At 67.0% G+C, this 18,583-nt stretch carries 18 protein-coding genes; 8 read left to right on the forward strand and 10 right to left on the reverse strand.

Translation table 11 applies throughout. The features are described 5' to 3' along the window. Positions 1-31: 31 nt before the first annotated feature. Both mutM and IEW01_RS02265 read left to right on the forward strand, forming a co-directional pair. Entirely contained in the window at positions 32-883 is an 852-nt protein-coding gene (gene mutM / locus IEW01_RS02260) for a bifunctional DNA-formamidopyrimidine glycosylase/DNA-(apurinic or apyrimidinic site) lyase (protein ID WP_188525973.1), read from the forward strand. A gap of 74 nt (positions 884-957) precedes the next feature. Continuing rightward, positions 958-1,734 (forward strand): enoyl-CoA hydratase, encoded by a 777-nt coding sequence (locus IEW01_RS02265; RefSeq protein ID WP_188525974.1) that lies wholly within the window; start codon positions 958-960, stop codon positions 1,732-1,734. Positions 1,735-1,789: 55 nt separating this feature from the next. On the opposite strand, the gene gyrB is transcribed toward IEW01_RS02265, so the two are convergent. From gyrB to IEW01_RS02305, 8 genes are all read right to left on the reverse strand, one after another. Then, a complete protein-coding gene (gene gyrB / locus IEW01_RS02270; RefSeq protein ID WP_188525975.1) occupies positions 1,790-4,207 on the reverse strand; it encodes a DNA topoisomerase (ATP-hydrolyzing) subunit B in 2,418 nt (805 codons plus the stop codon). Positions 4,208-4,289: 82 nt separating this feature from the next. Next, the gene (locus IEW01_RS02275; RefSeq protein WP_188525976.1) at positions 4,290-4,910 is read right to left on the reverse strand and encodes a LysE family translocator; all 621 of its coding nucleotides are present in this window, start codon (positions 4,908-4,910) and stop codon (positions 4,290-4,292) included. After that, positions 4,907-5,329, reverse strand: a complete 423-nt coding sequence (locus tag IEW01_RS02280; RefSeq protein ID WP_438810811.1) for a VOC family protein — start codon at positions 5,327-5,329, stop codon at positions 4,907-4,909. Before IEW01_RS02280 ends, IEW01_RS02275 begins: the two co-directional genes overlap by 4 nt. Beyond that, entirely contained in the window at positions 5,326-6,444 is a 1,119-nt protein-coding gene (recF, locus tag IEW01_RS02285; RefSeq protein WP_188525977.1) for a DNA replication/repair protein RecF, read from the reverse strand. The genes IEW01_RS02280 and recF overlap by 4 nt, the downstream gene beginning before the upstream one ends. A 70-nt stretch (positions 6,445-6,514) precedes the next feature. After that, complete coding sequence (gene dnaN / locus IEW01_RS02290; protein ID WP_188525978.1) at positions 6,515-7,633, reverse strand: DNA polymerase III subunit beta; 1,119 nt, start codon at positions 7,631-7,633, stop codon at positions 6,515-6,517. Positions 7,634-7,743: 110 nt separating this feature from the next. Beyond that, the gene (gene dnaA, locus IEW01_RS02295) at positions 7,744-9,099 is read right to left on the reverse strand and encodes a chromosomal replication initiator protein DnaA (protein WP_229738016.1); all 1,356 of its coding nucleotides are present in this window, start codon (positions 9,097-9,099) and stop codon (positions 7,744-7,746) included. Positions 9,100-9,626: 527 nt separating this feature from the next. Beyond that, positions 9,627-9,890 (reverse strand): 30S ribosomal protein S20, encoded by a 264-nt coding sequence (gene rpsT, locus IEW01_RS02300; RefSeq protein WP_188525980.1) that lies wholly within the window; start codon positions 9,888-9,890, stop codon positions 9,627-9,629. 223 nt (positions 9,891-10,113) lie between these two features. Next, the gene (locus IEW01_RS02305) at positions 10,114-11,484 is read right to left on the reverse strand and encodes an MBL fold metallo-hydrolase (RefSeq protein WP_188525981.1); all 1,371 of its coding nucleotides are present in this window, start codon (positions 11,482-11,484) and stop codon (positions 10,114-10,116) included. A 128-nt stretch (positions 11,485-11,612) separates the two neighbouring features. Here IEW01_RS02305 and IEW01_RS02310 point away from each other — a divergent pair, with 128 nt between their 5' ends. Next, positions 11,613-12,740 carry a Gfo/Idh/MocA family protein gene (locus IEW01_RS02310; protein ID WP_229738018.1) on the forward strand — a complete coding sequence of 376 codons (1,128 nt, stop codon included), beginning with the start codon at positions 11,613-11,615 and terminating at the stop codon, positions 12,738-12,740. Here IEW01_RS02310 and IEW01_RS02315 read toward each other — a convergent pair. Together IEW01_RS02315 and IEW01_RS02320 are read right to left on the reverse strand one after the other, a co-directional pair. Continuing rightward, entirely contained in the window at positions 12,719-13,816 is a 1,098-nt protein-coding gene (locus tag IEW01_RS02315; protein WP_188525982.1) for a THUMP domain-containing class I SAM-dependent RNA methyltransferase, read from the reverse strand. The genes IEW01_RS02310 and IEW01_RS02315 overlap by 22 nt on opposite strands. A gap of 37 nt (positions 13,817-13,853) precedes the next feature. Further along, entirely contained in the window at positions 13,854-14,294 is a 441-nt protein-coding gene (locus tag IEW01_RS02320; RefSeq protein ID WP_188525983.1) for a hypothetical protein, read from the reverse strand. Positions 14,295-14,465: 171 nt separating this feature from the next. Between IEW01_RS02320 and IEW01_RS02325 the strand changes: the two genes are divergently transcribed. Genes IEW01_RS02325 through IEW01_RS02345 form a run of 5 tightly spaced genes read left to right on the forward strand, consistent with a single transcriptional unit; the run spans position 14,466 to position 18,583 of the window. Further along, positions 14,466-14,624 carry a hypothetical protein gene (locus IEW01_RS02325; RefSeq protein ID WP_188525984.1) on the forward strand — a complete coding sequence of 53 codons (159 nt, stop codon included), beginning with the start codon at positions 14,466-14,468 and terminating at the stop codon, positions 14,622-14,624. After that, the gene (hemP, locus tag IEW01_RS02330) at positions 14,621-14,770 is read left to right on the forward strand and encodes a hemin uptake protein HemP (protein ID WP_188525985.1); all 150 of its coding nucleotides are present in this window, start codon (positions 14,621-14,623) and stop codon (positions 14,768-14,770) included. The genes IEW01_RS02325 and hemP overlap by 4 nt, the downstream gene beginning before the upstream one ends. A 32-nt stretch (positions 14,771-14,802) precedes the next feature. After that, entirely contained in the window at positions 14,803-16,065 is a 1,263-nt protein-coding gene (locus tag IEW01_RS02335) for an imelysin family protein (protein ID WP_188525986.1), read from the forward strand. A 14-nt stretch (positions 16,066-16,079) separates the two neighbouring features. Further along, entirely contained in the window at positions 16,080-17,591 is a 1,512-nt protein-coding gene (locus IEW01_RS02340) for a di-heme oxidoreductase family protein (protein ID WP_188525987.1), read from the forward strand. Beyond that, complete coding sequence (locus IEW01_RS02345) at positions 17,591-18,583, forward strand: imelysin family protein (protein ID WP_188525988.1); 993 nt, start codon at positions 17,591-17,593, stop codon at positions 18,581-18,583. Before IEW01_RS02340 ends, IEW01_RS02345 begins: the two co-directional genes overlap by 1 nt.

An 18,583-nucleotide genomic window follows, 5' to 3' on the forward strand; every position in this document is an offset into this window, starting at 1 on the left:
GTGGGGGTCACACAATGGAGGGGGCTGCGGATTGCCGGAATTACCCGAAGTCGAGACGGTTCGTCGCGGGCTGGAACCCGTGATGATGGGCGCGGTCATCGCGCGGGCGGAAGTGCGGCGCGCGGGGCTGCGCTGGCCGTTTCCCGAGCGCATGGCCGAGCGGTTGACCGGTGCGCGCGTGGATCGGTTGCGGCGGCGGTCGAAATACATTCTCGTCGACCTTTCCACCGGTGAGACGTTGCTGATTCACCTCGGCATGTCGGGGCGGATGCTGATTTCGGGCACCATGCTGGGCAAGTTCCACCACGAACACCCCGCACCCGAAAAGCACGATCACGTCGTGCTCGACATCGACTCGGGCGCGCGGATCACCTTCAACGATGCGCGGCGGTTCGGCGCGATGGACCTTTTCCCCACCGGCGAAGGCGAGGCCCATCCGCTCCTTGCCAGGCTCGGGCCGGAGCCGCTCGGCAATGCCTTCAACGAAACCCACCTGGTGGCGGCCCTGGCAGGGAAGAACACCCCGATCAAGACGGCCCTGCTCGATCAGCATATTGTGGCGGGGCTCGGCAATATCTACGTCTGCGAAGTGCTGCACCGGGCCGGGATCAGCCCGCGGCGCAAGGCGGGCCGGATCTCGTCCGCCCGCGCGGCCGCGCTGGTGCCGATCATTCGCGACGTGCTTGGCGAGGCGATCGCCTCGGGCGGATCGTCGCTGCGCGACTACCGGCAGGCGAGCGGCGAGTTGGGCTACTTCCAGCATGGCTTCCGGGTCTATGGGCGTGAAGGCGCATCCTGCACCACGCCCGGTTGCGGCGGCACGATTCGGCGTATCGTGCAATCGGGCCGGTCTTCGTTCTACTGCCCGCGTTGCCAAAGATGACTTGATCGCACCTATGAGACTCGCATAGGACTCGGTCCCTGATGGCAACGAAAAGTGATCCCGGGAGGGCGCGCATGGCCTACAAGAACATCGTCGTCGATATCGAAGACTATGTATGCCTGATCCGGCTCAACCGCCCCGACGCGATGAACGCGCTCAACCTCGACCTGCTGCAGGAATTGGGTGTGGCGCTCGGCGAGGCGCAGAAGAACGACAAGGTGCGCGTTTGCGTCATCACCGGGTCCGAAAAGGCCTTCGCGGCGGGGGCCGACGTCAAGATGATGGCCGAGAAAAGCTTCGTCGACGTCTTCGCCAGCGATCTTTTTACCTCGGAAGAAGCCGCGATCACCCGCGTGCGCAAACCGATCATCGCCGCCGTTTCAGGCTATGCGCTGGGCGGTGGGTGCGAGCTTGCGATGATGTGCGATTTCATCATCGCCGCCGACAGCGCGAAATTCGGCCAGCCGGAAGTGAACCTCGGGGTGATGCCCGGCATGGGCGGATCGGCCCGATTGACCAAGCTGGTCGGCCGCGCCAAGGCGATGGACATGGCGCTGACCGGGCGGATGATGGGCGCGGAAGAAGCCGAGCGCAGCGGCCTCGTAAGCCGCGTGGTTCCGGCGAAAAAACTCATCGAGGAAGCGGTCGGCGCGGCGCGCAAGATCGCCGAGAAGGGCGCGCTCAGCGTCATGGCGATCAAGGAATCGGTGAACCGCGCCGACGAGATGCCGCTGAAGGAAGCGCTGCTGTTCGAGCGCCGCCTGTTTCATGCCCTGTTCGCCACCGAGGACCAGAAGGAAGGCATGAACGCCTTCATGGAAAAGCGCGAACCGCAATTCCGCGATCGCTAGGGCCTGAAACACCGGGCCGGCGACGCCCGCGCCCGGTCACTCCCGCGCAAACACCTCAGAAATCAAGGTTTTCCACGCTCAGCGCATTCTGCTGGATGAACTCGCGGCGCGGTTCGACAACATCGCCCATCAGCTTGGTGAAGATGTCGTCGGCCTCGGCGAGATCTTCGACCTTGACCTGCAGGAGCGTACGCGCCTCGGGGTCCAGCGTGGTTTCCCAAAGCTGGTTGGGGTTCATCTCGCCCAGACCCTTGTAGCGCTGCAGCGTGAGGCCCTTTTCACCTTCCGCGAGAACCGCGTCGAGCAGGTCGAGCGGGCCGTGGATGATCTGGTCGCGCTCCTTGCGCGCGAGATGCGCGGGCTTGCGGTAATGTTCTCGGGTGTCCTCGCTCACCTGTGCCAGCCGCCGGCCTTCGCCCGAGCGCAGCACCGCGCCGTCGAGCGTGCGGACTTCCTCCACGCCGCGCAGCACGCGGGCCAGCCGGATGCCGTGATCCTGCGTGATCCGCCCCTTCCAGCCCTTCTCGTATTCCAGCGCCACGAGGTCGAGCCGCGTCGCCACCGCGTCGGCCACGCCTTGCAGGTCGGCATCCGCCGCACCGGGATCGAAGGCGCCGGCGATGGCCGCCTGTTCGAGGATCGGGCGCGGGTAATGAGTCGGGAAGGCGTCGAGCACACGGCGAATCTGGCGCGCGGCCTCGACCACGCGAGCGAGATCCTGCCCGGCGATCTCCTCGCCGCTTGCCAGGCGCAGCACCGCCCCATCGACGCCCTGCTGGATCAGGTAATCCTCCAGCGACGGCACGTCCTTGAGGTAAACCTCCGACTTCCCGCGCGCCACCTTGTAGAGCGGCGGCTGCGCGATGTAGAGATAGCCGCCTTCAATCAGCTCCGGCATCTGCCGGAAGAAGAAGGTCAAGAGCAGCGTGCGGATGTGCGCACCGTCCACGTCGGCGTCGGTCATGATGATGACCTTGTGGTAGCGCAGCTTCGAGATGTCGAACTCGTCGCGCCCGATCCCGGTTCCCAGCGCGGTGATCAGTGTGCCGATCTCCTGGCTGCCCAGCATCCGGTCGAACCGGGCCCGCTCGACGTTGAGGATCTTGCCCCTCAGCGGCAGAACCGCCTGGTTGTGGCGTGAGCGGCCCTGCTTGGCCGAGCCGCCGGCGCTGTCGCCCTCGACGAGGAAGATCTCGCGCTTGCTCGGGTCCTTTTCCTGGCAATCCGCCAGCTTGCCCGGCAGGCTGGCCACGTCGAGCGCCGATTTCTTGCGCGTCATCTCGCGCGCCTTGCGGGCGGCCTCGCGCGCCAAAGCCGCCTCGACGACCTTCCCGATAATCAGCCTCGCCTCGGTCGGATGTTCCTCGAACCAGTCGCTCAACCGCTCGTTCATCAGCCCCTCGACGGCGGGCCGCACCTCCGAAGAGACCAGCTTGTCTTTCGTCTGCGAGGAGAATTTCGGGTCGGGCACCTTGACCGACAGCACGCAAGTGAGCCCCTCGCGCGCATCGTCGCCGGTGAAGTTGACCTTTTCCTTCTTCGCCAGTCCCGAAGAGTTGGCGTAGAGGTTCATCGTCCGGGTCAGCGCGCCGCGGAAGCCCGCGAGATGCGAGCCGCCGTCGCGCTGGGGGATGTTGTTGGTGAAGGGCAGCACGGTTTCGTGGTAGCTGTCGTTCCACCACATCGCCACTTCCACGGTGATCCCGTCGCGTTCACCGACGATGAAGATCGGTTCCTCGATCATCGGCTGCTTGTGCCGGTCGAGGTATTTGACGAATTCCTTGACCCCGCCTTCATAATGCAGCTCGACCTGCAGCGGCTCGGCGGGGCGCTCGTCCTTGAGGATGATCCGCACGCCCGAATTGAGGAATGCCAGTTCCCGCAGCCGGTTTTCGAGGGTCTTGAAGCTGTAATCGAGGTTCGAGAAGGTATCGGTCGAGGCGAGAAAGCGCACCATGGTGCCCTTCTTGCCTTCAGCGTCGCCGGTCACCCTCAGGTGTTCCACCGTGTCGCCGTGCTCGAACCGCGCGCGGTGTTCCTTGCCGTTGCGCCAGACCGTCAGTTCGAGCCAGTCCGACAAGGCGTTCACCACCGAGACGCCCACGCCGTGCAGGCCGCCGGAAACCTTGTAGGAGTTCTGGTCGAATTTCCCGCCCGCGTGGAGCTGGGTCATGATCACCTCGGCGGCGCTCACGCCCTCCTCGCGGTGAATATCCACCGGGATGCCGCGCCCGTTGTCGCTGACCGAAACGGAATTGTCGGCGTGGATCGTCACCGTGACCGCGTCGGCATGGCCCGCGAGGGCCTCGTCGATCCCGTTGTCGACGACTTCGTAAACCATGTGGTGCAGACCCGAGCCATCGTCGGTATCGCCGATGTACATCCCGGGGCGCTTGCGAACAGCCTCCAACCCCTTGAGAACCTTGATGGATTCTGCCCCGTATTCGGCGTTGTTCTGTGCGTCGTCGGCCATGCGGACCTTCCTTGGATCTGGTCCGCGATTTATAGGGGTTCTGGCGTGGTTTTACCAGCGCCGCGCCACAAGATTTGGGGCCTCACACGAGCCCGATCACAACGCCCACGCCGATCAGCAGCAGGCCCGCCGAGATGTTGAGCCGCCGCACGACCGCGGGCGACGTCAGACGCGCCCGCACATGGCCCACCGCGAGGGCAAGGGCGAGGTTGCCCGCCATCGGCACGGCGAACGAAACCCCGGCGATCGCCACCACGTCCGGCGCCGAGAGCCGCGAAAGATCGAAGAAGCCGGGCAGGAAGCCCATGTAGAACAGGATCGCTTTCGGGTTCGACAGGATCACCACCAATCCGGCCACGAACCCGGCCCAGACGCCGGGCCGGGTCAGCCGCCTGTCGCGCTCCACCGGCGCATCGGCGTGGCGCAGCACCGCGAGGCCGAGCAGCACGAAGATCGCCGCGGCTACGTAGCGAAACACCTCCATCGCCCCGGAAAAACTGGCCGCAACCCAGCCGACGCCGAGCACCGCGAGAACCGACCAGAAGACATCGCCCAGCGCCACGCCCAGCGTGAGCGGCCAGGCTTGTGTGAAGCCGCCCGACAGCGCCCGCGCGATGGTGGCCACCCAGACCGGCCCCGGCGTCAGCGTGAGCACCACCATCGCCAGCGCGTAGAGCGCAAGCTCCTCCGCCCCGATCGTCACGCGATGCGGCCTTCGTCGTCGAGCGGGGAGAACGGGTTGAACGCGAATTCCCACAAGTGCCCGTCCGGGTCGGCAACGTAGGAGGAATACCCGCCCCAGTCGGTTTTGAACGGCTCTGCCACTGGGCTCGCCCCGCAGGCGACGGCGTTGGCGAAAGCCGCGTCGACATCCTGCGGCGAGGGCTGGTTCTGCGCCAGCGTCATCGCCCCGGTCTTGAGGTCGTCCACGCTTCGCCCGGTCTCGCGCGCCAGCCCCTCCAGCGTGAACAGCCCCAGCTTCTGGCCCTGCATCGCGTAGAACGCGACCTCTTCCATCGCGCTTTCCACCTCCCACCCCAGCGCCTCGTAATAGGCGCGCGCGCGGGCGAGATCATCGACCGCGAGGGTGATGAAAGTCACCCGGTTCATCGGCAGGCTCATGGCATTCCTTCCTCGCTCACCGCGCTCACCCCGTCGGTTTCGCGCACTTCGAACACCTGCGCCCGATTCCCGAGCGCCTCGAACAATTCCGGCCCGGTGCCGGTCATGAAGGCCTGTGCACCGAGGCCGCAGATCTCGTCATAAAGCGCCGCGCGACGGTTTGCGTCCAGATGCGCGGCCACCTCGTCGAGCAACAGGATCGGTGGCGCGCCGAAATCCGCCGCCAGTGCCCGGGCATTGGCGAGCACGAGCGAGACGAGCAGCGCCTTCTGCTCGCCGGTGGAGGCGTCTTTCGCCGCCACGCCCTTGGCGCTGTAGGTGGCGGCCAGATCGGCCCGGTGCGGCCCCTGCAGCGTGCGCCCGGCAGCAAGATCGCGCCCGCGCCCGGCCTCGAAGGCCTCCGCCAGTTCCGCCTCGCCCTCCGGCCCGGTTTCGGCCCCGTCGGCGTGCAGGATCTGCAGATCGGCGGTTGGAAAGCTGGTTTCCGCCTCGGCCTGCGCGGAGGCCAGCCGGGCGATGGTATAGGCGCGGTTGTTCTGGATCTCCGCCCCCGCCCGCGCCATCTGCGCCTCCAGCGCATGATACCAGTGCCGGTCGCCCTGCCCATCCTTCAGCAGCCGGTTGCGTTCGCGCATCGCCTTCTCGTAGGCCAGCACGGCGTCGGCCTGGCCGGGCTCGAAGCTCATCGCCATCCGGTCGAGAAACCGTCTCCGCCCATCGGCGCCCTCGGTCCAGAGCCGGTCCATCACCGGCACCAGCCAGACCACCCGCGCGATCCGGCCAAGCGTAAGCTGCGCTGCGGGCTTGCCGTCGATCGAAACCTGCCGGGGCGCGCCCGACTCGGCCCATGTTTCAACCTCGTGAAGCTGGTGCAGCGATTGCAGCAGCGCCGTCACCTTCCAGCCCAGCGCCTCGGGCCTGCGCGCGATCTCGTCGGCCGCCGCCCGCCGCAGCCCGCGCCCGGGGCTGAGCAGGCTCACCGCTTCAAGGATATTGGTCTTGCCCGCGCCGTTCGGCCCGTGGATCGCCACCGGCCGCCCGTCGAGCGCCAGGGCGGCGCGTTTGTGCGAGCGGAAATGGCTCAGGGTGAGTTCGCGCAAAAAGAGGCCCGTCATCGGCGGGCCTCCTCGAAACTCTGAAAAACGCCCTTCGGCACGGCGAAAAGGTTATTGAAAGCCGCTCCGGTCACACGCGCATCGGCATGACGACATAGATCGCGCTGGTGTCGTTGCCCTCGCGCATCAGCGCAGGCTCGCCGGCCGAGTTGAACATGAACACCGCGTTTTCGCGATCGACCTGGCTTGCGATCTCGAGCAGGTACTTGGCGTTGAAGCCGATCTCGAGCCGGTCGTCGCCATAGGCCACGGCAAGCTCCTCCTCCGCCGCGCCGGCATCGGGGGCGTTGACCGACAGCACCAGGCGATCTTCGTCGAGCTGCAGCTTCACCGCGCGGCTCCGCTCGCTCGATACCGTCGCCACGCGGTCCACCGCCTTGGCGAAGGCTTGCGCGTCGACTTCCATTTTCTTCGTGTTCCCGGTGGGAATCACGCGGGTATAGTCGGGGAAGGTGCCGTCGATCACCTTGGAGGTCAGCGTGATCTCGGGCGTGGCGAAGCGGATCTTCGTCTCGCTCACGCTCACCGCGATCTGCGCCTCGTCGTCGTCGAGCAGCTTGCGCAACTCGCCCACGGTCTTGCGCGGCACGATCACGCCGGGCATTTCCTCGGCCCCCGGGGGAAGATCGGCGTCGATCCGGGCCAGCCGGTGGCCATCGGTCGCCACGCAGCGCAGCACCCGGCCGCCCTCGGCCTCGCTCACGTGCATGTAGACGCCGTTGAGGTAATAGCGCGTCTCTTCCGTGGAGATCGCGAACTTCGATTTGTCGAACAACCGGCGCAGCACCGGTGCGGCGGCGGAGAAATTCGCCGCGTATTCCGAACTGGCCATCACCGGGAAATCTTCCTTCGGCAGCGTCGCCAGCGAGAAGCTCGAACGCCCGGCCTCGATCGAAAGCCGCCCGGCGGCCTCGTCGGCGGCAAGCGCCACGGTGGCGCCATCGGGCAGCTTGCGCACGATCTCGTGCAGCATCACCGCGTTCACCGTGGTTGCCCCGGCGCGCTCGACCATCGCTGGCACCCGGTCGACCACCTCGATATCGAGGTCGGTGGCGCGGAAGCTCACGTCGCTCCCCTCGGCCTCGATCAACACGTTGGCGAGGATCGGGATCGTGTTGCGCCGCTCGACAACCGATTGCGCCTGGGCCACGGCCTTCAGCAGCACGGCACGTTCGATGGAAATCTTCATGTCCCTCTCCCTCAGAATCCGGGACGGCAACCATAGAACGACCGCGGCCCGGCGCAAGATTTTTCAGGACTTTCCGCCGCTTTGCCGGGGGCGTCAAGGGGCGGTGGGGCTCAGGCTTCGAGCGCCCGGCGCAACATTTCGAGGTCTTCCGCAAGCTGGGTGTCGCTCTGTTTCAGTTCCTCGATGCGGCGCACCCCGTGCATCACGGTGGTATGGTCGCGGCCACCGAAGCGGCGGCCGATATCGGGCAGGCTGCGGGTGGTGAGTGTTTTTGAAAGATACATCGCCATCTGCCGCGGCCGCGCGATCGAGCGCTGGCGCTTAGGGCCGATCATGTCGGACATGCGGATATTGAAGTGTTCCGCCACCTTGCGCTGGATTTCCTCCACCGTCACCTTGCGGTCGGAGGCGCGCAGGATGTCCGACAGCGCGTCCTGCGCCTTCTCGAGCGTGATCTCCTGCCCCACCAGCGAGGCGAAGGCGAAAAGCCGCATCAGTGCGCCTTCCAGAACCCGCACGTTGGTGCTGATCCGGTGGGCGAGAAACTCCAGCACACCCTCGGCGATATGAAGATCGGGATATTGCTCGCGGTAGCGCGCTGCCTTGGTTTGCAGGATACCTAGCCGCAGTTCGTAATCTGTCGGGTGCAGATCGACCACGAGGCCCGACTGCAGCCGGCTCTTGATCCGGTCTTCCACGTCCTTCATCTCGCCGGGGGCGCGATCACCCGAGATGATGATCTGCTTGTTCTGATCGACCAGCGCGTTGAAAGTGTGGAAAAATTCCTCCTGGGTCGAATCCTTGCCGGCGATGAACTGCACGTCATCGACCATCAGCACGTCAACCGAGCGGAACATGTGCTTGAAATCCATCATCTGCTTTTCGCGCAGCGCCTGCACGAAGCGATACATGAACTGTTCGGCGGAGAGGTAGACCACGCGCAGCGACGGGTCTCGCGCCTGGATCTCGTGCGCGATGGCGTGCATCAGGTGGGTCTTGCCGAGGCCGACGCCGCCGTAAAGAAACAGCGGGTTGAAGGTGACCGGGCCACCCTCGGCGACGCGGCGCGCGGCGGCATGGGCGAGCTGGTTAGGCTTGCCGACCACGAAACTGTCGAAGGTGAAGCGCGGATCGAGCGGCGCGCCGGGCAGATCGTCCTTCTCGGCGCGGACATGCGTGGCGTTTGCGGGCGGGCTCCCGGCCTCTGCCGGTTTCGGCCGGGCGACGTTCGGCACGGTGAACACGAGGCGCGAGACGCGCGCGCCGGCGTCGAGCATGTGGCGCAGGATCTTGTCACCGAAATTGCGCTCCACCCAGTTGCCGATGAACCCGGTGGGCACGAGGAACGTGGCCACGCCATCTTCAAGCTCGGCGAATTCCAGCGGTTCGATCCAGTTGCGGTAGTTGTTCTGCCCAACTTCTTCCCGAAGAACATCCCTAACCCGGCCCCAAGTCTCGCTCGTCATTATCGTCTCGATCCGCTTCTGTGCCGCCATTATCGGCGGCCTGTCCCTACTATCCATGTTGCCCCCGGCCAGGCACGACCGCAGACAGATCACCGCATCGCCCCAATGATGCGGGCGCGATTGTTCAAAGACGTGCCGAATGGAAAAGACAAAGCAGGAAGAGCCGCGAACACGGCGCATACCACACCCTAGGTGCCAGACCCCCCGATCCGGCTATCCCGAAGCATTTCTTCCAGTCTCGTAGGAGCGTCCCCTCAGACCGCTCCACTCGGCATCTTGGCGTCGGGTTTGGCCCAACCTGCCCAATCTGTCCGAGGTTTCCCAAGTCGGCGACATGAATCGCACAGGCAAGTTACCCAGAGCCCAGCGACAGCCGCAACAGTTCTCTTCACTTGACAGAAGGATTGCCGAAACGAATCCGGGGGCGGTTATACGAATCCGATTTTTCTTCGGATTCCTTCGCCGCAAACGAAAAACGGCGCGCCGGGAGGGCGCGCCGTGTTCGTGTTGTTTTCGCCGCAGTGGGGTTAGCCGAGCGCCTTCACGCGGGCCGACAGACGCGACATTTTGCGCGCCGCGGTGTTCTTGTGAAACACGCCCTTGGTGACGCCACGCATCAGTTCGGGCTGGGCTGCCTTCAGCGCGGTGGCGGCGGCGTCCTTGTCGCCCGAGGCGAGCGCCTCTTCGACCTTGCGGAGATAGGTGCGGATGCGCGAGCGGCGGGCCTTGTTTACGGCGAAGCGGCGCTCGTTCTGGCGGGCGCGCTTCTTGGCTTGAGGCGAATTGGCCATGGTTGGTTCCCTTTCCCGGGTTTGTTCAAATACTGTCGCGTGCGAAGCACGGGGCCCGGGCCGGGTTCCTACCGGCACAATCCGACCAAAGCGGGTCTCACACGCATGTGGAGCGGCGTATAGGCCCAATTCGCCGCGCTGTGAAGCCCCGAATCGTCGCAACCTTGCGGGGTGCGGTTTCGGCTGGTGGCCGGATGCCTGCGCCTCCCCCTATGAGGCCGGGCTAAAGTTCGAAGCTCTGGTGCGGGCGTGGCCGATCTACGCGGGCTGGGCCTAGGGCATCGGCCAGGGCCTTCATGGGGTCTTCTTCACCATGCACGAGGAAGGTGCGTTCGCGCACGGCGGTGCGCGCGTGCCAGTCGAGCAGGTCGGTGCGCCCGGCGTGGGCGGAAAAGCCGTTGATCGTATGCACTGTGGCGCGCACGGGAACGCTCTTGCCGAACATCGAAAGCTCGGTCGCGCCGTCGACGATCGCGCGCGCCGGGGTGCCCTCGGCGGCGAAACCGATGAAGATCACGGTGCTGTCGGGGTTGGGCAGGTTGTGGCGCAGGTGGTGGCGCACCCGCCCGCCGGTGCACATTCCCGAACCGGCCATGACCACCGCGCCGCCATGCACGTCGTTGAGTTTCATCGAGTCCGCCGCCTCCCGCGTCACCTTCAACCCGGGCAGGCCGAAGGGGTCGCGGCCGGCGTGGATCATCTCGGCGATCTCCGGGCGCAACGCTTCGGGGTGTCGCCCGAAAAGGCGGGTGGCCGAGATGGCCATGGGCGAATCGAGATAGACCGGGAGGGATTTGGGAAGCGCACCCTCATCGACGCCCCTGTGCAGCGCGAACAGGATCTCCTGCGTGCGTTCAAGGGCGAAGGTGGGGATGATCACGTTCCCGCCCCGGCGCAGCGTGCCCCGGATTGCGGCGTTGAGTTCTTCGAGCGAGCTGCCGATCGGGCGGTGGTCACGGTCGCCATAGGTGGATTCCATCACCACCACATCCGCGCCCTTGGGGGGCGCCGGATCGTTGAGCAGGAGCCGGTTGCGCGGGCCGATATCGCCGGAAAACAGGAGTCTGCGGGTGCGGCCGTCCTCGTTCAGTTCGAGCAGGATGGAGGCCGAACCGAGGATATGGCCGGCATCGAAAAAGGTGGCGGTGATGCCGGGGAACAGGTCCATCGGCTGGCCGTAGTCGGCGGTCTGGCCGAAGCGGTCGACCGCATCAAGCGCATCCATCGTATCGTAGAGCGGCTGGTCGGATTTGCCGTGGCGCTGGGCGCGCTTGGCCGCTTCCTCGTGCAGGTAGGCCGAGTCGAGCATCACCAGCCGGGCAAGATCATGGGTGGCCGACGTGGCGATGACCTTGCCGCGAAAGCCGCGTTTCACCAGAAGCGGAAGCCGGCCGCAGTGGTCGAGGTGGGCGTGCGTCAGCAGGAGCACGTCGATCTGCCCGGGCGAGAACCCGAAGGGCGCCGCGTTTTCCTCCTCGATCTCGCGCGGTCCCTGGAACATGCCGCAATCGACAAGGATCTTGCGCCCCGCGCATTCGACGAGGTGGCACGATCCGGTCACCCCGCGCGCGGCTCCGTGGAACGAAAGTTTCATGCGTTCCTCCTTCGCTTTGCCCAAGGATAACCGGCCCGGTGCGGCCGGGCCATGCGCAAGGTCAACCGGGGTTTCCCGCCGCCTCCCGGCGTGGTTAGCTCGGGGGAGCAACGGGGAAAGGGCAACGCATGAGACGGGTCAGGCTGGGCATGGTCGGTGGCGGGCAGGGGGCCTTCATCGGCGCGGTGCACCGCATCGCCGCGCGGATCGACGACCGGTTCGAGCTGGTCGCGGGGGCGCTTTCGTCAAGCCCCGACCGTGCTGCGGCGAGTGCGGCGGAGCTTGGGCTCGCACCGGATCGCAGTTACGACGATTTCGCCGAGATGGCCCGCGCCGAGGCGGCGCGCACAGACGGGATCGAGGCGGTGGCCATCGTCACCCCCAACCATATGCACGCGGCCCCGGCCATCGCCTTTCTGGAAGCGGGCATCCACGTGATCTGCGACAAGCCGCTGGCCGCCACGCTCGCGCAGGCCGAGGCCATCGCCCACGCGGCGGCCGCTTCGCCCGCCCATTTCATCCTCACCCACAATTACACCGGCTACCCGCTGATCCGGCAGGCGCGGGAGATGGCGGCGCGCGGCGATCTGGGTGAGATCCGCCTTGTGCAGGTGGAATACGCGCAAGACTGGCTGGCGAGAGAGGTTCACAACAAGCAGGCCGACTGGCGTACCGATCCGACCCGGTCCGGGGCGGGGGCGATCGGTGATATCGGCACCCATGCCTTCAACCTCGCGCAATTCGTCAGCGGGATGGCGCCGGAGGCGCTTTCAGCCGAGTTGCACAGTTTCGTGCCGGGGCGAAAGGTGGACGACAACGCCCATATCCGCCTGCGCTTCGAGGGCGGTGCGCGCGGGATGCTCTGGGCAAGCCAGGTCGCCGTCGGCAACGAAAACGGGTTGCGGCTGCGCATCTACGGTAGCGAGGGCGGGCTGGAATGGGGGCAGGAAAACCCCAACGCGATGGCCTTCACCCGCTTCGGCGAACCGCGCCAGATTCTCACCCGCGGCGGGCCGGGCCTCGGCGGCGGCGCGGGCCGGTGGACACGGGTGCCCCCCGGCCACCCGGAAGGCTATCTCGAAGGTTTCGCCAATCTCTACGCCGACGCCGCCGACCTCATCCTCGGAAGTGGCGACGGCGCGCTTCTGCCCGGGATCGAGGCGGGGCTGGACGGCATGTGGTTCATCGACGCTTGCCAGCGCAGTTCCGCTGCTGACGGCGCATGGATCGCGCGTCAGAGCGGATCGGTGCGGTAGAGCTTCACGGTGAGCCCGCCATGGGCAACCGGGGGGCCGGGCGGCAGGAAGGGCAGGCCGGTGGCTTTCGCCAACCCGCCATCGTTGGTGATGATCCCCACGCGCCAGCCGGAAAACCGCGCCCGCAGCGCCTCGCCCAAGGCGCCGTAGAGCGCGAACAGCGGCTTGCGGTCGCCGATCCGCCCGCCATAGGGCGGGTTGACCATCACCAGACCGGGCGGCCCTTCGGGGCGGGCAAGGTCGCTCACCGCGGCGCGGGCAAATTTGGTCACGTCGCTCACCCCCGCCCGCGCGGCGTTTTCGCCAGCCCCCTTGATCGCGCCCTGATCGCGGTCGAACCCGTAGAAGCGCAGGTCGGTCGGGCGTGGCGCGCCTGTCTTCAGCGCGGCCACGGCGGCGGGATCGTAGCTGGCAAGGTGCTCGAAGGCGAAGGCGCGGTCGCGCCCGGGCAGCAGGCCCATGGCGATCTCGGCGGCCTCGATCACGAAGGTGCCCGAGCCGCACATCGGATCGACCAATGTCTCGTTCCCGGTGAACCCCATCTGGCGCAAGAACAACGCCGCCATGGTCTCGCGGATCGGGGCCTTGCCGGTGAACAGCTTGTGGCCGCGCTTGTGCAGGCTTTCGCCCGAGGTGTCGACGCTGAGGGTGACGAGGTTGTCGTCGATCCGTGCCTTGATCTGCACTGGCGCATCCTTGGCGATCGGGGCGCCAAGCTCCTCGCGGATCGCCCGCTCGATGCGCTGGGTGGCGGCGCCGGCGTGGTAGATCTTGGAGCCCTTGGTGGTCGCCTCCACCCGCACCGGCACGTCCGTCCGCAGCACCGCGACCCAATCGACCTTGCGCGCGCGCTTGTCGAGCTGGGCGAGGTGGAAAGCGCGGAACTCGGCGAAACGGGCGAGCACGCGGGTGGCGCCCCTGAGCGCGATATTCGCACGCCAGACATCGGGCCAGCCGCCGGTGACCGTCACCCCGCCGGGCAGCGTGGCCACACCTTCGAAGCCCGCCGCGCGGGCCTCGTCGGCGAGCACGGCTTCAAGCCCCGGCGGCGCGGTGAGGAAGATTTCGAATGTCATGGCAGTTGCCTAGCGGCAAACGGGGCTCTGCACCAGCCTAGCCGATGAGCCTTGCCAGAAGGCCCTTCTTCGCCGGGGTCTCAGGCAGGGGCGGCAGCGGGTCGGGGGCGAGGCGCGAAAGGATCCAGCGCGGCAGCACGCGCTCGCCCGAGCCGCCGCAGACCCCGCCCATCTTGTAGGGGTCGAACACCTTCACGAAGCCCGGCGCGTCGAAATCGTCGGCGAAAACCGCGCCGCAATAGGAGCGGCCCCGCACCTGCTCGACGCAGGCGCGCGCGGCGGCGAGCGCGGCGGAAAAATCGGCGGCCGGGGCCTCGGGGGCATCGCCCGTGGGATCGAAGACGAACCAATCGCCCCCGGCGGTGGCGAGGCGGTCGAAGAGCGCGTCGAACTGTTCCCATTTCAACGTGCCCGTGAACGCGCCGCCGTAGGCGCGCCAGAACGCGGTGTCGGGCAGCGGGGCATTGGTATCGCGCATGGTCCGTCCTCCTCGGGCAAGAGTGTGGGGCCGGCGTTGCGCGGTCAAGCGCGGAAAGCCCGATCGAAAAACTCGGACTGACAAACCCGACAGTTTCACTCAGAAAAAGCCTGCAACCAGCCACCCCAATCTGAAAAGGGGAAGCCAGAGCCCATCCTCGGGAGAGCCCTGATGCAGATTGTATCCAATCAAGACCAACCGACCGGCGACCGCAGCACCAATGATGTCCAGCGCGAAATCCTCGCCATTCTCGCCGAAAGCGGCCTCGTGCCGGGTCAGGGGGTCGAGGCCCTGCTGGATCGTTTTTCGGGTGATGGTCAAACGCGATGACAACGCAGGCGCAACAGGCCGACACCGTGCCACGCCACCGGGCGGAAGACCTACTCGGCGGATGTGGCGAGGCGCGGATCGTGCTCGGCGATCAGGTCTATACCCTGCGCGTCACCCGCGCGGGAAAGCTCATCCTGACGAAATGAAGCAAACCAAACACTCAATACGAGGACAGGATATGAAGTATAGCACCCTGGCAACCAGCGCGCTTGCGCTCACGCTCGCGGCCGGCGCGGCCAAGGCCGAAACCAGCGCCGCGGCCGTGCTCGAAACCTATGCCAATATCGCCGAGGCGGGCTATGCCGACAGCCTGATCACCGCGCGCGCGCTGTCGGATGCCGTCGATGCCCTGATCGCCGCGCCTTCGGAGCAAACGCTGGCCGCCGCGCGCGCCGCCTGGATCGCCGCCCGGGTGCCCTACCAGCAGACCGAGGTTTACCGTTTCGGCAACCCGATCGTGGACGACTGGGAGGGCAAGGTGAATGCCTGGCCGCTCGACGAAGGGCTGATCGACTACGTGGCCGGCGACTACGTGGTTTCCGACGAGAACGAGTTCGCCGCGCTCAACATCATCGCCAACACCGCCTTCACCATCGCCGGCGAAGAGGTGGATGCCAGCGAGATCACGCCCGGACTGCTCGAGAGCCTGCACGAGCTTGACGGTATCGAAGCGAACGTGGCGACGGGCTACCACGCGATCGAATTCCTGCTCTGGGGGCAGGATCTCAACGGCACCGGCTCCGGTGCGGGCGACCGGCCCCACACCGATTTCGCCGGGGGCGACGCCTGCACCGGCGGCAACTGCGGCCGGCGCGCGGCCTACCTGCGCGCGGCCACCGATCTGCTGATCGCCGACCTGGAGGAAATGGAGGCGAACTGGGCCGCGGGTGGCGCGGCGCGCGAGGCGGCCATGGCCGACGAGGCGGCGGGGCTCAGCGCCATGCTCACCGGCATGGGCAGCCTGTCCTACGGCGAACTTGCCGGCGAGCGGATGCGGCTTGGCCTGATGCTGGGCGATCCCGAGGAAGAGCACGATTGCTTTTCCGACAACACCCACTGGTCGCATTACTACGACGGGCTCGGCATCCAGAACGTCTACCATGGACGCTACACCCGGATCGACGGCAGCGTGGTCGAGGGCGCGTCGCTGGCCGAGCTGATGGCGCAGTCCGACCCGGCGCTCGATGCCGACATGCAAGCAAGGCTCGACGCCACCATGGTCGCGCTCGGTGAAATCTCGGACGCTGCCGAGGGCGGCCTTGCCTATGACCAGATGCTCGCGATGGGCAATGCCGAGGGCGAGGCGCTGATCATGGGCGGGGTCAACGCGCTGATCGACCAGACCCGCGCGATCGAGCGGATCGTCGCCGCGCTCGACCTTGGCGGGATCGCGCTCGAAGGCTCCAACAGCCTCGACAACCCCGGGGCCGTGTTCGAGTAGGGGGGGCCGGTCCGATGCGCCACGCGGCGATCCTGATCGCGGGGCTGGTGCTTGGCGCTGGCCCCGTTCTGGCCTTCGAAGCGCCAGACGCGGTTGCGGCCCTTCCGCGCACACCCGCCGAGGCGGCGCGGGTTGCAGCGGTGACGGCATCGCCGGAGGAATTCGCCGTCGCCGAAACCTACGAGGCCAGGAGCGGCGGCGCCGGCAGCGTGGCTGACGCAGGAGCCGGGGCGTTTTCCCACGCCAACGCCGCCCTGCCGGAAGCCCTGCGGCTCGATTTCGAACTGGGCCGGGCGATGTTCGAAAAGCTCTGGGTGTCGGCCCCGGCCTCGACGAAAGCCTCCGACGGGCTCGGGCCACTCTACAACGCGCGTTCCTGCGCGGCCTGTCACGTCAACGATGGCCGTGGCCGTCCACCTTCCGGGCCGGACGACAAACCGCTCGCCCTCACGCTGCACCTCGCCGTGCCGGCGGAGCCGATGGCCGCGATGTCAGGCGTCCACGGCTGGCAGCCTACCGCGCCCGACCCGCGTTACGGCGCGCAGCTTCAAACCTTCGCGACCGCCGGGTTGACCGCCGAAGGGCGGCTTCGTGTGACCTGGGACGCGCAGGAGGTGCGCCTGGCCGACGGCAAAACGCACTCCTTGCGCAAGCCGGTCATCGCGGTCGACGACCTCGCGCATGGGCCGTTCACGCCCGAAATCATGACATCGCCCCGGATCGCGCCGCCGATGATCGGGCTGGGGCTGCTGGAAGCGATCCCGGCGGCCGATATTCTCGCGCGCGAAGACCCCGACGACGCCGATGGCGATGGCATCTCGGGGCGGGCCAACATTGTTTGGTCGCCCGCGCATGGCGACCCGATTCTGGGCCGGTTCGGGCTGAAGGCGGGCAGCGCCACCGTGGCGCACCAGTCGGCCAAGGCCTTCGCCAACGACATCGGGGTTTCCTCGCCCGCGTTCCCCGCGCCCTCGGGCGATTGCACCCCGGCGCAAACGCTGTGCCGCACCGCGCCGCATGGCGACACTGACGCGCGCGGCGACGAGATCGACGCCGAGGGGCTGGCGATCACGGTGCTCTATGCCGCCAACCTCGCCGTGCCGGCCCGCAGAGACGTGAACGATCCCGAGGTGCTGCGCGGCAAGGCGTTGTTCCACGGCGCGGGCTGCGCCGGCTGCCACACGCCCAAGCACGTCACCCATCGCGTCGAGGACGCGCCGCACAGGAGTTTCCAGTTGATCTGGCCCTATACCGACCTGCTGCTCCATGACATGGGGCCGGGCCTCGCTGACGGTTTCACCGAAGGGCGGGCCACCGGGCAGGAGTGGCGCACGCCGCCGCTCTGGGGGATCGGGTTGACAGCGGCGGTGTCGGGCGAGACAAGTTTTCTGCACGATGGGCGGGCGCGAAGCCTTCTCGAAGCGATCCTGTGGCATGGCGGCGAAGCGCAAGCCGCACGCGATGCCGTGGCCGCGATGGAGAAGGCCGACCGCGAGGCCCTGATCCGGTTTCTGGAGAGTCTCTGATGCGCCTTGCCATTGCCTTCGCGCTCACCGTCGCCCAGGCCCTGGCCGGGCCTGCGCAGGCCGGGGTGAACGAGGCGCTCGACGATCACATCCTGCCGGGGTTCGAAAGATTTGCCGGCGCCAGCGCTGATCTTGACGCCGCCGCGCGGGCCGATTGCACCGCTCCGGCCCTTGCTGTCCCCTTCCACGCCGCCTTCGACGCCTGGCTCGCGGTCGGCGATCTGCGCCTCGGACCGTCGGAAACCGGCGCGCTCGCGATCGCCTTCTGGCCAGATACCCGTGGCTTCACCGAAAAAACACTGACGGGCCTGATCCAGCAGGAAAACCCCATCGCCAACGACCCGGAAGCCTTCGCAGACCTTTCGATTGCCGGGCGGGGATTGTTCGCGATCGAAATGCTGATGTTCGATCCCGACTTTGCGGACTACGGGCCCGAAAGCTATGGCTGCGCGCTGGTCCGGGCGCTGACCGCCGATCTCGCGCGTCAGGCCGCGGCGCTCGAACGCGGTTGGGCGGAGAGCTTCGCTGCCGTTCTGCGTTCGGCCGGAGCCGCCGACAACGCGCGGTTTCTGAGTGAAGAAGAGGCGGTGCGGGCGATCTACACCCAGATCCTCGCGGGCCTTCAGTTCACCATCGGTTCGCGCATCGGGCGGCCGATGGGCAGTTTCGAGCGGCCCCGCCCGGCCCGCGCCGAGGCGCGGCGCTCGGGCCGGTCGCTCACCAATGTGCTCGGCGCGACCGAGGCTTCCGTGATGCTGGCCGAGGCGCTCGCGGATTGGCCCCTGCCCGAAACCCGGGCGGCGCTCGCAAGGGTGCGGGATACCGCGGCCGCGATCGAAGACCCGGCCTTCGCCGACGTGGATGATCCCGCCGCGCGGTTCCGGCTCGAGGTGCTGCAGCAAGCTGTTGCCGCGATGGCTTCATCCATCGAAACCGAGATCGGCGCGCGCCTCGGGCTTTCGGCCGGGTTCAACGCACAGGACGGGGATTGA

Source organism: Sinisalibacter lacisalsi (assembly GCF_014640115.1).
In the GTDB taxonomy this organism is placed as follows: domain Bacteria; phylum Pseudomonadota; class Alphaproteobacteria; order Rhodobacterales; family Rhodobacteraceae; genus Sinisalibacter; species Sinisalibacter lacisalsi.